At 48.6% G+C, this 14,036-nt stretch carries 12 protein-coding genes; 5 read left to right on the forward strand and 7 right to left on the reverse strand.

All coding sequences use genetic code 11. The annotated features are described in order from the left end of the window. The first annotated feature begins 9 nt into the window (after window positions 1-9). The 4 genes from H5336_RS10355 to H5336_RS10370 all read left to right on the forward strand — a co-directional run bounded on the left by H5336_RS10355 (window position 10) and on the right by H5336_RS10370 (window position 5,064). Window positions 10-1,740 (forward strand): sodium:solute symporter family protein, encoded by a 1,731-nt coding sequence (locus tag H5336_RS10355; RefSeq protein WP_185233915.1) that lies wholly within the window; start codon window positions 10-12, stop codon window positions 1,738-1,740. A 251-nt stretch (window positions 1,741-1,991) separates the two neighbouring features. Further along, window positions 1,992-2,504 (forward strand): hypothetical protein, encoded by a 513-nt coding sequence (locus H5336_RS10360; RefSeq protein ID WP_185233917.1) that lies wholly within the window; start codon window positions 1,992-1,994, stop codon window positions 2,502-2,504. 15 nt (window positions 2,505-2,519) lie between these two features. After that, the gene (locus tag H5336_RS10365; protein ID WP_185233919.1) at window positions 2,520-4,394 is read left to right on the forward strand and encodes a DUF294 nucleotidyltransferase-like domain-containing protein; all 1,875 of its coding nucleotides are present in this window, start codon (window positions 2,520-2,522) and stop codon (window positions 4,392-4,394) included. Beyond that, a complete protein-coding gene (locus H5336_RS10370; RefSeq protein WP_313556866.1) occupies window positions 4,381-5,064 on the forward strand; it encodes a 3'-5' exonuclease in 684 nt (227 codons plus the stop codon). Before H5336_RS10365 ends, H5336_RS10370 begins: the two co-directional genes overlap by 14 nt. A gap of 207 nt (window positions 5,065-5,271) precedes the next feature. On the opposite strand, the gene H5336_RS10375 is transcribed toward H5336_RS10370, so the two are convergent. The 4 genes from H5336_RS10375 to H5336_RS10390 form a co-directional block, all read right to left on the reverse strand. Beyond that, window positions 5,272-6,435: an outer membrane protein assembly factor BamB family protein gene (locus H5336_RS10375; protein WP_185233921.1), complete on the reverse strand. Its 1,164-nt coding sequence runs from the start codon at window positions 6,433-6,435 to the stop codon at window positions 5,272-5,274. A gap of 223 nt (window positions 6,436-6,658) precedes the next feature. Beyond that, window positions 6,659-7,375: a YebC/PmpR family DNA-binding transcriptional regulator gene (locus H5336_RS10380; RefSeq protein ID WP_185233923.1), complete on the reverse strand. Its 717-nt coding sequence runs from the start codon at window positions 7,373-7,375 to the stop codon at window positions 6,659-6,661. Window positions 7,376-7,819: 444 nt separating this feature from the next. Further along, entirely contained in the window at window positions 7,820-8,470 is a 651-nt protein-coding gene (locus H5336_RS10385; protein WP_185233924.1) for a flavodoxin family protein, read from the reverse strand. 388 nt (window positions 8,471-8,858) lie between these two features. Next, entirely contained in the window at window positions 8,859-9,674 is an 816-nt protein-coding gene (locus H5336_RS10390) for a phospholipase A (RefSeq protein WP_185233925.1), read from the reverse strand. Between the two features lie 268 nt (window positions 9,675-9,942). Between H5336_RS10390 and H5336_RS10395 the strand changes: the two genes are divergently transcribed. Continuing rightward, window positions 9,943-10,626, forward strand: coding sequence for an SDR family oxidoreductase (locus H5336_RS10395; RefSeq protein WP_185233926.1), 684 nt, complete (start codon window positions 9,943-9,945; stop codon window positions 10,624-10,626). A gap of 31 nt (window positions 10,627-10,657) precedes the next feature. On the opposite strand, the gene H5336_RS10400 is transcribed toward H5336_RS10395, so the two are convergent. The 3 genes from H5336_RS10400 to H5336_RS10410 all read right to left on the reverse strand — a co-directional run bounded on the left by H5336_RS10400 (window position 10,658) and on the right by H5336_RS10410 (window position 13,855). Further along, complete coding sequence (locus H5336_RS10400; protein WP_185233927.1) at window positions 10,658-11,857, reverse strand: GAF domain-containing sensor histidine kinase; 1,200 nt, start codon at window positions 11,855-11,857, stop codon at window positions 10,658-10,660. 130 nt (window positions 11,858-11,987) lie between these two features. Next, window positions 11,988-12,641 carry a putative glycoside hydrolase gene (locus tag H5336_RS10405; RefSeq protein ID WP_185233928.1) on the reverse strand — a complete coding sequence of 218 codons (654 nt, stop codon included), beginning with the start codon at window positions 12,639-12,641 and terminating at the stop codon, window positions 11,988-11,990. Window positions 12,642-12,727: 86 nt separating this feature from the next. Then, entirely contained in the window at window positions 12,728-13,855 is a 1,128-nt protein-coding gene (locus H5336_RS10410) for a glycoside hydrolase family 43 protein (protein WP_185233929.1), read from the reverse strand. Window positions 13,856-14,036 lie beyond the last annotated feature (181 nt).

Genomic DNA, 14,036 nt, shown 5'->3' on the forward strand with positions numbered 1-14,036 from the left:
GGCAAAATCATGGATCTACAAACACTTACATTTATTGTTGTTGGCTTTACTTTCGCCATCTATATCGGCATAGCCTTCTGGGCGCGAGCGGGTACAACCAGCGAATTCTACGTGGCCGGTGGTGGTATTCACCCCGTAGCCAATGGCATGGCAACGGCAGCCGACTGGATGTCTGCAGCTTCGTTTATTTCCATGGCGGGCCTCATTGCCTTCTTCGGTTATGGCGGCTCTGTATTCCTAATGGGTTGGACCGGCGGCTATGTATTATTGGCCATGCTTTTGGCACCCTACCTGCGCAAGTATGGCAAGTTCACCGTGCCAGAATTTATTGGCGACCGTTACTACTCCAAGGGCGCGCGTATTGTCGCTGTGGTGTGTCTTATTGTGGCGTCGGTAACCTATGTTATTGGCCAGATGAAAGGCGTGGGCGTGGCCTTTTCACGCTTTCTCGAAGTGAGGTACGAAATTGGTCTTCTCATAGGCATGGGCATTGTTTTTATATACGCGGTAATGGGTGGTATGAAAGGGATTACCTACACCCAGATAGCCCAGTATTGTGTACTGATTTGTGCTTACACCATTCCAGCCGTCTTTATTTCTTTACAGCTTACGGGTAACCCTGTGCCACAGCTGGGCCTTGGTAGTACGTTAAGCGGAACCGACACCTTTTTACTGGATAAGCTCGACCAAGTGGTGACCGAACTCGGCTTCGCCGAATACACCACATCTAAACGGCTAAGTTCGCTTAACACGTTTGTTTATACACTCAGCCTTATGATTGGTACGGCAGGTTTACCCCACGTTATTATTCGCTTCTTCACCGTATCTAAAGTGAGCGACGCGCGTAAATCGGCGGGTTGGGCGTTGGTATTTATTACCATCCTCTACACCACCGCACCTGCTGTTGCCGCCATGGCTCGCCTGAACCTGCATCAAACCATTGAGCCTAGTAAAGGTGAATTGCTGCAGTATGCTGAGCGCCCAAGCTGGTTCTCTAACTGGGAAAAAACAGGTCTGCTTAAGTTTGAAGACAAAAATGGCGATGGCCGTATTACCTATAACGCCGACAAAGAAACCAATGAAATGGTGAAAGTCGACCGCGACATTATGGTATTGGCTAACCCGGAAATTGCACGCTTGCCTAACTGGGTAATTGCCCTAGTAGCGGCGGGTGGTTTGGCTGCCGCACTTTCTACGGCTGCTGGGCTATTGCTCGCTATTGCATCGGCGATATCACACGATTTGTTGAAGGGCGTTTTCAGGCCAGATATTACCGAGCAACAAGAGCTATTGGCTAGCCGAATTGCTATGGCGGGTGCCATTGTGCTTGCCGGTTACCTAGGCTTTAACCCACCGGATTTCGCCGCAGGAACCGTAGCCTTGGCCTTCGGCCTAGCGGCCAGTTCAATATTCCCAGCGTTAATGATGGGTATCTTCAGCAAGCGCATCAATAAGGAAGGTGCTATTGCCGGTATGATAGCGGGCATTACCATTACCCTGCTTTATGTGTTCCAACATAAAGGTATTATGTTTGTAGCCAGTACCTCCTACCTGGGTGATATGGATGCCAACTGGTTCTTCGGTATTGAGCCGAATGCCTTTGGTGCCGTGGGCGCGCTGGTTAACTTTGTGGTCGCCTTTAGCGTTTCACGTGTAACCGCTGCACCACCGGAGCATATTCAGCACTTGGTAGAAGATATTCGTATTCCTGCTGGTGCAGGAGACGTTACCGGACATTGATCGTCGAGTAACGGCAATGTGGCTTGGGAGAACACAGAGAGCGAGAGCTCTCTGTGTTTTTTCTTTTATGGGGCTGAAATTTTATTTTTGGACGTTAATTTTGCTTTAAAGTAAGGTGGTATTTGTCCTTGCAGGAGGCGTTGCAGTATTGCAAAAACTATTCGGGCGATTTCGACCCAATTCGAGTAGCCGATTAGCGCCCAAATAGGAAAGAAAAAATATCAAAAAAGCGGTAAAAGAGAAAAATAAAAATGCTGAATCAACTTAAAAACAAACACTTTATTTTGGCCATGTTTATTGCCCCTGTGTTGGCGATTATTGCTTATCTGGCGGTTGACTATAAAGTTTCCGAAAAGCCCAAATCGGCCATACAGGGTGGTAGCTACAAGCTGGCGGCCAACTCCAATTGTCGCTATCAAAGTGGTATTTGCACACTGCGTAATGCCGACGTTAAAATCAATATTCGTGCCGAACGTAAGTCAACGCACTTAATAGGGCTTACACTGATATCCGAGCTGCCCCTGCAAAATGTGGTGGTAGCGTTATATGATGGTGAGCAGGAATCACCGCCAGAGCGCTTGGCGTCAAGTAACAGTGAAGCCGCTGAAGGGTGGTACGCGGAGGTTAAGATTAACGACCCAGCGCAATCCTATGTACGGCTGGCGGCTCAGATTGAAGGGGCAACCTATTATGCCGAGGTACCTGCCGTATTTGTGGATTTCGAAACTTCGTTCGAGCGCGATAATTTTGCTCAAAAACCTTAAGCGGAAAATAACACAATGGTAAGTGAAATCAGCGATGTTCAGAGTTTTCTCTCACATCAGGCGCTGTTTCAACATCTAGACTCGAGCACACTGGAATCGCTGTGCGCCAGTAGTTTTACCGCCTTCAATAAATCGGGGTCACAGCTAACCTTTTGTCAAAATAAGGCGCAGGTGTCGCCCGGTTTAGTTATTGTGCGCAGTGGCAGCATGGAGATTCGCGGGAAGGCCAACGAGTTAAAAGACCGGCTTAGTGAAGGCGATTTTCTGATTCCACAAACGTTATCGGAAGCTTCAATTGATGCTTATCGTGTAATGGTTTTGGAAGATTGCCTGTATTACGAAATCCCCATTCTCGCCTATAACTCGCTCTATAAATCTGACCGTTACTTTGCCTACTTGTGCGATAGCCATGCGCAGCAGTTTAAACCGGAGCGTGAGCAAGTACCCGTTACCAGCCCCTCGCCCCTTGCCCATAGTTACTTGGATCAGCGAGTCCAGGGCTATATGAGTAGCCCAGCCATCACCCTGACGCCGAGCAGCAGTATTCGCGAAGCTGCGCAATTGATGCGAGATAAAAATATATCGTCGTTGTTACTCACTGAAAATAGCACCTTACGTGGGATTTTAACGGATCGTGATTTGCGTACGCGTGTTTTGGCTGAAGGTGTGACAGACACCGAGCCTGTATCCAGAGTAATGACACCCAACCCTATTAGCATTAAACCCACGGCAGCTTTGCATCAGGCACAACTAAAAATGATGTCGGCTAATATCCATCATTTACCGGTATTGGAAAATGACAAGTTACTGGGGCTAATTGGCTTAAGCGATGTGGTACGGGCTAATAATATTGAACCGGTATCCTTAACGGGCTCTATTAAGCACGCAAACTCGGTAAAATCTCTGTGTGAAATAGCAAAACAATTTCCCGAGTTAGTGGCTACGCTGATTGAACGCGATACCCGTGCGGTAGATGTGGGCGAAATTATTACGTCTTTAACCGACGGCATAACCAAGCGTTTGATAACGCTCGCGCAAAATACATTGGGCGAAGCACCGGGCAAGTTTTCTTGGCTGTCTTTTGGCTCTCAGGCGCGACAGGAACAGGTGTTGGGTTCGGATCAAGACAACGCACTTATTCTTGAAGACGGTTTATTGCAAAGTCACGGCGACTACTTTAAAAAACTAGCTGAGTTTGTTAACGACGGCCTCGCTGAGTGTGGTGTAAAACTTTGCCCCGGTGATGTTATGGCGCGCAACCCAAAATGGCGTATGGATTTGGCGGGCTGGAAAACCTGCTTCAGTCGGTGGATAGAACAGCCTTCACCAAAATCGCTAATGCATGCCAGTATATTTTTTGATATGCGCCACATAAAAGGGGAGGAAAGCCTTGTTACACAGTTGAGGGCAGCGGTACTGGAGAAAGCCAAGAAAAACACAATTTTCTTAGCAATGATGAGTGATAACGCCCTGGGCAATTCCCCTCCTCTCGGGTTTTTCAAAACATTTGTTTTAGAAAAAGATGGTGATCACAAAAGCACCCTGGATTTAAAAAAACGGGGCACTATGCCAATTGTTGATATTGCCCGTACCTATGCCCTTAGTGCAGGGTTAGAGCCTGTTACCACCATGGAACGACTGCAGGCTATGCTGGAGGCGGGCATTATGTCTAAAGCCTTGGCAACCAGTTTAATCGACGCCCACGAATTTATTGCCGGTATTCGCCTAGAGGCGCAGGGCAATGAATACCGCCGCGGTGATACCGTAGATAACTATGTTGATCCTAAAACACTGTCGCCGCTGATGCGTCATCAGCTTAAAGATGCCTTCCATTTGGTTCGACAGGGGCAGGCTGCGATGAAGGCGAGGTTTGGCGGTGGCCTTATATAACCTGCGTTACCGGTTCAGGCGCGGGCTGAATAAAGACAAGGCGCGCACTACGGCACTCGAACCGTTATACAGCCGCGCGCCTTTTCGCGGCTCACAATTATTTCGTGATACCCGTTTTCTGGTGGTCGATTGTGAAATGAGTGGTTTGGATGTTAAAAATAATCACTTGCTGAGCATTGGTTGGGTAGCGATAGAAAACGGTCGTATTGTACATTCAAGCGCAAAACACCTGCTGATTCACGCCGAAAAAGGCGTTGGCGACAGCACCAGAATACATGGCTTGCACGAAAGGAATATTGCCGGGGCAAAAAGTGTAGCAGCTGTTTTAATGCTGTTAATAAAGCAGGCACAAAATGCCGTTCTAGTGTTTCACCATGCGCCTCTCGACATGCAATTTTTACAAAAAGCCACGCAAGATGTATTTCATTGTCCGCTGTTATTCACCTGTCTTGATACCATGGCCATTGAAAAGCAGCGTATTACTCTACAGGGAAGGAGCATAAGTTTACGTTTAGGTGCAACCCGTAAACGTTACGGTCTACCGCAAGCACCGCAACACAACGCCTTAGCGGATGCCGTTGCGACCGCCGAATTATTGTTGGCGCAAATAAGTTATATCGGCAAGTTGGAGACGTTGAAGTTGGGGCATTTACCGTTACAGGTTGTTTAGCTAAACTATTCTCCTTGGGCGTGCGGCTAAGTGGCGTATGCACAGTTGTTCGAAGAAAGTTGTAAGCCCTTGCGCGCCTCCGGTTGAGCCACTCCCGCGAAAGCGGGAGCATAGTATTATCGGAGCCTTGGGCAACAGCCAAAAAAACTATCGGTGTACGCAAACGCGCAACTAGCATTGGCCTGTTGTGGGGAAGAAGCGGACGCATCAATGGCTCTCGGGGCCAATCAAGGGCAACCCGTAAATCACGCCATCTAATCCACCCACTACAAGCTGGTTATTGACCACAACCGGCGCTGCAAAAAAGCCGCCGGTAATATAGCCTTGAATAGGTTTGGACTTGTTAGTGCTAATGCGAGCACCGGTGTGGCGGTTAAACCCATGGAAACCCTGTGCGAGTGTTACACCTTGAAAATAGTAGGGGTGTGCGCTTATAGCGCCTAGGTAGAGTGTGTCATTCACAATCACGGGTTTTCCCCACGTCCAGCCGCCGGTAAAATATTTATTCAAAAGCGCTCCATTTTCAATATTGAAAGCGAAGCCTGAGAGCGCGTCGGAGCTGCCGAAATAGACTGTTTGTTGGTGAACAATAGGGCTGGAATCCACCCAGGAATCATCGGGATGTTTATATTCCCAAACGGCTTTTCCACTGGCTGCATCTATCGCAAAAATTTTGGTGCTTCGACTTCCCGTCAATATTTTTCCAGCGGCGTAAACGGGCGAGCCCTGAATAATACCGCCGGTGTCAAAGGCCCAGCGTTGGGTACCGGTTTCGAGTGATAAAGCATACAGATTCCCATCCCAACTACTGGCAAATAGAGTTTCGCCGCTAATCAGTGGGTCTGCTCTAACGGCGCCTTGGGTTTGAAATTGCCATTGAATGTTTCCCGTTTCAGCATCCAGTGCCAGCACCCGTCCATCGGCGCTGCCCACGTATAGTTGATTGTTGGCCACTACCGGCGTGGAGCTGCGGTAGTCGTAGGTATAGGGTGCTTCAAGTGCCGGTATGCGCCTCGGTTTTAAGGTGGAGTCTATGGCTGTTTTCCAAGCCAATTGGCCGGTGGCGATATCCACGGAGTACAAATAGCCATCATCGCTGACGAAGGCTATGCGATTACCCCACACCACGGAGCCAGAACGAATAATACCTTGTGTATTGAATTGCCAGGTCACCGCTTTTAGCTGAGTATCGAAGGCGTAGAAGCGTTGGTCGTCACAACCAAAAAAGATGTGCTTACCTTGCGCGCTAAGGGGCGACCAAACTTCACAGCCAATAGCGTACTGCCAAGAGGTGTGATGAGCGGTGCGGAGGTTATTACTACAGGCGGTAAAACAACCAAAGCTTAATAAACAAATACATAAAATGCGCATTCAAGTTCCAGGGGTCGTTATAGGTTTTTAGGAGCATATACCGAGCTAGTTGAGCTTAGGGTCAAGGGGCGAGGGAGAATTAGCAGGCGACAAAATGGATGTGGGGAGTGCTTTAGCAGGATCAAAAAAACAAGATCAAAATTTTTTAATAGCGCCTATGCGGTCGTTCTAGGCTCCACCTGCGCGCCTGAGCGCGCGCGGAGCCAGACAACGATAAAGCACGCTATAGGTCGGCGTTGTGGTAAACCTCCTGCACATCATCGCAGTCGTTTAACAAATCCAAGAACTTGTCTAACTGCTCTGTGTCTTCGGCCCCGAGTTCAGTATAGGTTTGTGGTACGAAGGTTATTTCTTCCACTTCTAAACTAATATCGCTGAAGGCCTTGGCGAGGGCCGTCTTGGTTTTAAAAAACTCAGTTTGGGGCGCGATAACGGTTATTACACCGTCTTCGTTTTCAATATCGGCCACATCCACATCGTCCTCCATTAACGCTTCGAGCACAGCTTCTTCGTCGTCGTGCTTGAATGCGAAAATAGCGCGGTGGTCGAACATGTGAGCGACGGCACCTTGGGCGCCGAGTTTGGCTTTTCCCTTATTAAAACAAGTGCGTACTTCACCAAAGGTGCGGTTGTTGTTGTCGGTAAGGCAATCCACGATCACCATACAGTTGCCGGGGCCAAAACCCTCGAAGCGCACGGTTACGAAATCTTCGCCGCCACCGCCACGGGCCTTATCCAGCGCTTTGTCGATAATATGACCAGGTACCTGTTCTTTTTTGGCCTTTTCAATCAGGCGGCGCAGGCTGAGGTTGCTATCGGTTTCGGTACCGCCGTTTTTGGCACATACATAGATTTCTTTGCCGTACCGGGAGTAGAGCTTGGTTTTCATGGCGCCGGTTTTGGCCATAGAGGCTTTGCGGTTTTCGAAGGTTCTTCCCATGGTGGTATCGCTTAATGTTGGTGAAGGCTAATGGCCGAAGAGTAAAAATCAGGCGCCGATTATGACGTTTATTCTTGGTTGAGTTAAGCGCTTGGCGCTAAAACCTGCCAACTATCGCTGTTTAACTTTTGTGCATAGGGCCTGTGAGGGCATATTTGTGGTGCATTCAGTGCGTGGATTTGTACACGCCGATGGGAAATTATGTCGAATTGCTTTACCCATACGGAATTGAACAAAAAAAAACACTAGGATTCATGCGGAAATATGCGACACCGTGAAGCCATAATGTGACGTATACCTACTTTTCACCCACGCTCATGAATAATAACGAAATTGGCGTGAATCTTGAAAGATGAACTAGTGAATTAGTTTCAAGTCAGTGCTAAATCGCTAAGTTTTTTATTTTTGCAGTCAGTAACGCCGGAGAGTCCGGCAACAAGTCAGTTAGGCGGCCGTTTGGCCGCCATTTTTTTGGATATAGCGACAGTAATTGTCACCTAGAAGCACCAAATCTTCCGCCACCTTCTTAACCTGTTGGTTTATGCGAGCGTTAATGGTTGGGTAGGGTGTTCCTGCTACCAGCCCACTGCTAAGTACACCGCATACTGTTGCCCCCATGATTTTAGACGTATCTTTTAGCTGTCCAAAGCTACTAAAAGCCCAGCGCGCCATAAACGCAGGTGCGGCGCTGGAGGTAACCAATAGTGCAGGTTTAGCTTTAAGCCCTTTTTTTCTGTAGGCGGGCGCTACTTTTCCCCAAGGCCAGTAAGCAAACACCAATAGGCGCTCCATAAAGCGCTTAAACAGTGCCGTTACGGAGCCGAAATTGGTGGGTGAGGCGAGAATAAAGGCATCGGCGGCTTCTATTTTTTTGACAAGCGCGGCCATGCCATCTGTTTGAATGCATTTACCCGCTGCACTACCGGGTTTTTGGCAGCATTCACGACAATTCAGGCAAAAGCCAATAGGGTAATCGCGCAGATCTATCTGTTCGATATCGGCGCCTTTTTCTTCGAGTGTACGGGTGAGGTTGTACAATAGTTGATCGGTGAAGCCGTTTGCGCGGTAGGAACCATTGATGGCGAGAATTTTCATGGCAGCCTCCATGGTTTACACAGGTTTGGTTTACACAGTTTTGGTTTAGCCGTATAGGTAGAGGTTTGCCATCAGTATAGAAGCTTGTATCCCTCGGGCTTTTAGCTTTCCCCTTCGCGTTGTTTAGAATCAATAATAGGTGTGAATGGCACGCTTTATCCCTCTATTGAAGAGGCTATTCAGAAGGGCTGTTAACCATTTTTTGGCTCTGAGGGGCATTCAAAAGGCGGGGGTGCTGAGAAAGCTTTGTTAACGGGTTCCTGCTGTGTGTTACGGGCACCCTAAACCTGGGTTATTGTTGTTCTTGCGAGTGGATAAATGATTTTTTGGCGCTCGGTTTTGTGAGCGCCAAAAAAATTTGGAACATTTTAGCCAGCAGACATGCATGTTAATAATGGAACGACAGCCCTGCCCTGAAGGATTCACTTTTAACATTGTAGTGTTTAATAAGCTCACCATAGCCATAAAAATATTGAGCAAAAATGGTGGGTCTAAAGGCGGCGTATGGCATTCTATAATGGAGACCTACAACTTTTTGTCCAGTATTAAAGGTATAACCCTCTTTTCCAGAAACAAGCTTAAAACTGAGGTCGAGTTCTCTTTTTTGATCGCCTAATAAATTTCGGAAAACGAGATTGGTATCCCAGGGCCCAGAGTAATCATTGATATCTTGATTGTTTGAGCTTTTATCTATATCGGTATAAGCCGTGACAGACCACAAAATGTTTAAATTTCGCCATTGGTGTTCAGAGTTTAAGCGTACTTGCCATCTATCCCAGGCGCGTGAGTCCGGCCCCTGCCGACCATTAGAGCGATGAAACCAGCCAGCATCAATGGAGCTGCCCCACTTTTTATCGATGAGAAAACGATAAAATGCCTCGGGCATAAAGTTGTTATCTTCGGCAGGCATGCCGTCTTCGTAAATATCCCACAAGATTAAATTGGTATAGGCTAAATAAAATTCTTCAATAATGCGGTATTTAAAACTGTATTGAAGTAATAAATCGTCGTCGTTGAGAATGCCATAATTCAATTTATAGAGTGAAAAGTTTTGCTCCTTCCGGCTACTGATTAGTGCCTCGCGTACTTGTTTATCGCGCACCTCCCTTTCTGTTAGTGTAGGGTCAGTTTCACCCTCCTCACTCTCCAGAGCAAATGCGTTAAATGCCACGAATAAAGTAAGCAAAATCAGTATGTGTCGCACAAAAATGTCTCCTTGAATGCCGAGTAAAAAATAGTCAACCGCACTTTTTGGCAATTTACATGGAGTACACTATGCAAATTACAAAGATATAAAGCCTGCGATGTTATAAACATCGTTAATTGATGTAAAGTTTGGCAATAAACGATAGCAATGATACGCAATAGAGGTGCCCTTTAGTCGCCCATTAGCCCCTTTTAACAAGGGGTAAAAGTTTGGGCGGGAATGGCGATTGTTATCTCTTAAGGCCCTAATTGAGGAGCACAGCAGTATGCCTAGTGAAGATCTAACCGGAAAAAATGTTGTCATCACCGGAGCCAATCGCGGTATTGGCCTAGAACTTACGCGTCAGTACAGGGGCCGTGGCGCAATGGTACACGGTTTATGCCGATGCGCCAGCCGCGAATTGGAAGCGAGTGGCGCCCGCGTTATTGAAGGTATTGAGGTTACGTCTGCGGCCTCTATGGTTAAGCTGCAGGAGCGCATGCAGGGTGTGGATGTTGATATTCTCATTAATAACGCTGGCCTGCTTGAGAATGAGTCCCTGAGCGCGATGAATTTCGACACCATTGAACGACAATTCCAGATTAACGCCATGGGCCCGTTGCGCATTGCTATCGCCCTGCTCCCGCATTTGGTAAATGGCAGTAAAATTGGTTTGATTACCAGCCGCATGGGTTCTATTGCCGATAATGATTCGGGTGGTCGCTATGGCTACCGTATGTCGAAGGCCGCGTTGAACGCGGCGGGTGTGTCTCTGGCAAAGGATCTACAAGCCAACGGTGTTGCGGTTGCATTACTGCACCCAGGCTACGTACAAACGGAGATGGTGGGGTTTGGCGGTGATATTTCGCCAGAATTAGCGGCTCAACGGCTAATGATACGTATGGATGAGCTTACGTTAGAAAACAGTGGCACCTTCTGGCATTCGTCCGGTGAGGTATTACCCTGGTAGTTAGCCGGTATGGTGACCACCCGGCGGGCGGTTACACGCTCTGTTCGCAGGTCGGCAGGCTAATAATGAAGGCAGTACCGTCACTTTGCGCTTCGTCTAAACGAATACTGCCGCCCTGCATTTCCATAAATTCCTGACATAGGCGCAGGCCTAGACCCAGGCCTTTTTCACCGGCCGTACCTGTGCCACTATCAACCGAATGCGCGAATAATTTTGCCCGCAGCTCAGCTGAAATAGGGTTGCCGGAATTGTGCACGGAAAGCTCAACTTGCTGTAAATGGCACTGCGCACTTAGGTTGATGCGACCGTTCTCAGGGGTAAATTTAATCGCATTACTGAGTAGGTTTCGAATAACCGATTTTGTCAGTGTGGGGTCGGCCAATACCTGTATCTGATCATCAATATCACAGGTATATTCAATCTGCTTTAGGCGTAGCGTTTCGTTTAGTAGCGAGCTGCTAGCCAGTGTGAGTGCGGCCAGTGATACGGGTTGTGCCTGAATACTCTTGTTAAAACGCCGGCTGGACCATTGCAGCATCTCGTCTAGTAATTGATATACGGCCATTGAAGAATTGAGTATGCCGTGGGCCACTTTTGCTACGCCCTCGGGAGACAAGTGCTCGGCCCTACCTGTGAGGCGTTTGGTAAGCCCGAGGATGGCGCTGAAAGGCGAGCGCAGGTCGTGCGAGATGGACGCCATCATGGTTTCTTGTTCGCGGTTTAGGCGTTCTAGTTGGCGGTTGTGTAGGCGTAATTCCAGTTGCCCGATGACCTGTTTGGACAAAACGTAAAGGGCGCGTTGTTGGTCGGTGGACAATTTTCGTGGTTCGCGGTCTATCACGCACAGGGTGCCTATAGCGGAGCCGTCTGGCGCAACAAGGGGAGCGCCTGCATAAAACCGGATGTCAGGTGCTCCAGTGACCAGAGGGTTGTCGGAGAACCTCGGATCCTCCTGCGCATTAGGTACCTCAAACACCTTATCTTGCAGAATGGCATGGGAGCAAAACGCGACATTTTTGGGTGTTTCCATCGCGTCCAGACCAACGCGCGATTTAAACCACTGGCGGTGATCGTCCACAAGACTTATAAGGGATATGGGTGTTCCACAAATGGTGGACGCCAGTTCCGTTAATTCGTCGAAGGCCTTTTCGTCAGCACTATCGAGAACTTCATAATCGAGCAGTGTTTTTAACCGTGCTGATTCTTTTGGGTGGTCGGGGGCGCTTTGCATAATGTGTAGCTACTAAGGAGGGTTACATAACTATAGTAGAAGCGCTAAGGGGCAGGTGAATGGAGGCTGTTGAAAGTTGGCCGCGGCAAATAGCGAGGCCAACTTTTTGTGTGGGCTGTAAGGGGCTAGCCTATTTCGCTTCTTCCTCCACGCAACCGGGGTCGCCTTCGGGCATGCGAATCAAACTAACGTCGGCAACGCTCAAGTCCATTTTGTTGTCTGTGGCGATCATAAAGCCGTTTACTTTGCTCAAATCGAAATTATCGCTCTGGAAGCAGTTCAGCGGAATCGGAAAAACAAACCACTCTCCGGTCTTTTTCTTGCGCAGTTGACGGGATATATTCACTTCCGCCCGGCAGGGCCAGTTGCAATCAATGGCCACAGAAACCCCGCCCTTAGGCTTTTTGTTCATTTTGAGTGTGAACGCAAGTGCGCCCACATCTTTGGCGGCACTTAAGTCTTTACTTGACGCAACGAGCTTTAGCTCGCCTTTTTCTTTCTTCCGCGACCATACGCCGCGAATAGCATCGCCATCGGCTTTATAGCGGTCGGGCATCACTTCGAGTTTGCCGTTTTTTGACCGGCCCGTGAGATCATCAATATTCAGCCCCCAGTTACCTGGGTCGCCGACTTGAAAGCGCCAGTCGCCCACCAGCTTACCTTCAGAGAAATAAAAGAAATTTGGGTTTTTACCTTCGGCTGCTACAACCGCTGAAAATACTAAACCAATCAGGCTAGCCAGTGCTACCACACCCATTATTTTGTGGGAGTTGGGCTTAAACATAGTGCATCCTCCGTTTTCATTATGAGACAAAAATAAATTTGCATGAGTCGGCCGATTATTTCAACCACCTGAATCAACTCAGGCCATCAATCGCCCAACCAGGCATCGATAACTTGAATGCTACCGTCTGCATTGTGGGTTAACGACGTCATTTTAACGCTGCGCAGGTGGTCAACGCCGCCAGAGAGCGAGCTGTCGTGGTATAGCAAATGCCACTGGCCCTTATACTCAACAATTGAATGATGGTTTGTCCAACCGAGTACGGGCTCCAGCAATTTACCTCGCCATTGAAACGGCCCGTAGGGGTTATCGCTGGTAGCATATTGAATAGTATGGCTATCGCCGGTTGACCAGCTGAGATAATAGGTACCCTTGAACTTATGCACCCAAGGCGCTTCGAAAAATTTTCGCGCAAGATCACCCTGGTTAATAAGGTTGCCGTTTTCGTCTAGCAGTGAAATTTGAGTAAGCGGATGCGCGAGGTTCACCATGGAGTCGTTCAGCTTTGCCATATAGGGCATTAATGACGGCTGGTTCTCGGCGGGGTATTTATCTACACCGGTGTATTTGCCGTGTTCCCAGCGCTGCAGTTGGCCACCGCGAATACCACCAAGGTATAAGTAGTGACTGCCGTCGTCGTCTTTGAATACTGCGGGGTCGATACTGAAGGTACCCGGAATAAAGCTTTGTTCAGGAACAAAAGGGCCTTCCGGCTTTCGGGATTTAGCGACACCGATGCGAAAAATATCTTTGTCGTCTTTCGCCGGAAAATAAAGGTAATAAGTACCGTCTTTTTCTGCCGCGTCGGGGGCCCATAATTGTTTTGTTGCCCAGGGTACTTCGCCTATATGCAGTGCCGGGCCGTGGTCGGTCACCTGCCCGCCGGCCTCCGCCATAGAGAGCACGTGGTAGTCCACCATATCAAAACGAGCGCCGCTGCCGGTGGCCGTTGATTTGGAGTCGATATCGTGGGAGGGGTATATATACAGGCGGTTATTGAAAACATGAGCCGAAGGGTCGGCGGTGTAAATATGCGTTACCAGAGGGTTATGCGGGAACTGCTCTGTAGGCAAATCTTTTTCAGGCGCTGGTTGGGCTCGGGTGGGCGCGGTTATCTGTGGTTGCGCGTCGGTAATGTCGGTTTTGGATTTCTCGCAGGCCGAAAGCGAGAGCGCTACTACAACGAGTAGCGCGGCAATAATAGGGGTGGTCATGGGGTCGTTTTCCGTTATTTTTATTTTCTGATAGCTTAACGGGTTTACGCTGTACTTCAAGAGGTTTGAAATGGGAGCCGGCAAAGGGTTGGCCAAGGGGGGCCGTTCTTTTCAATTGCTGGTGGGCAGAGAGGCTAGCACAAGGTAGGTACCCTAGCATCTCAAAGCAGGGCTGGGGGCC

Source organism: Teredinibacter franksiae, from assembly GCF_014218805.1.
GTDB lineage: Bacteria > Pseudomonadota > Gammaproteobacteria > Pseudomonadales > Cellvibrionaceae > Teredinibacter > Teredinibacter franksiae.

Coding starts and splice junctions, on each gene's coding strand:
- H5336_RS10355 (WP_185233915.1), top strand. CDS start 10: ATGGATCTACAAACACTTACATTTATTGTTGTTGGCTTTACTTTCGCC.
- H5336_RS10360 (WP_185233917.1), top strand. CDS start 1,992: ATGCTGAATCAACTTAAAAACAAACACTTTATTTTGGCCATGTTTATT.
- H5336_RS10365 (WP_185233919.1), top strand. CDS start 2,520: ATGGTAAGTGAAATCAGCGATGTTCAGAGTTTTCTCTCACATCAGGCG.
- H5336_RS10375 (WP_185233921.1), bottom strand. CDS start 6,435: ATGCGCATTTTATGTATTTGTTTATTAAGCTTTGGTTGTTTTACCGCC.
- H5336_RS10380 (WP_185233923.1), bottom strand. CDS start 7,375: ATGGGAAGAACCTTCGAAAACCGCAAAGCCTCTATGGCCAAAACCGGC.
- H5336_RS10385 (WP_185233924.1), bottom strand. CDS start 8,470: ATGAAAATTCTCGCCATCAATGGTTCCTACCGCGCAAACGGCTTCACC.
- H5336_RS10395 (WP_185233926.1), top strand. CDS start 9,943: ATGCCTAGTGAAGATCTAACCGGAAAAAATGTTGTCATCACCGGAGCC.
- H5336_RS10400 (WP_185233927.1), bottom strand. CDS start 11,857: ATGCAAAGCGCCCCCGACCACCCAAAAGAATCAGCACGGTTAAAAACA.
- H5336_RS10405 (WP_185233928.1), bottom strand. CDS start 12,641: ATGTTTAAGCCCAACTCCCACAAAATAATGGGTGTGGTAGCACTGGCT.
- H5336_RS10410 (WP_185233929.1), bottom strand. CDS start 13,855: ATGACCACCCCTATTATTGCCGCGCTACTCGTTGTAGTAGCGCTCTCG.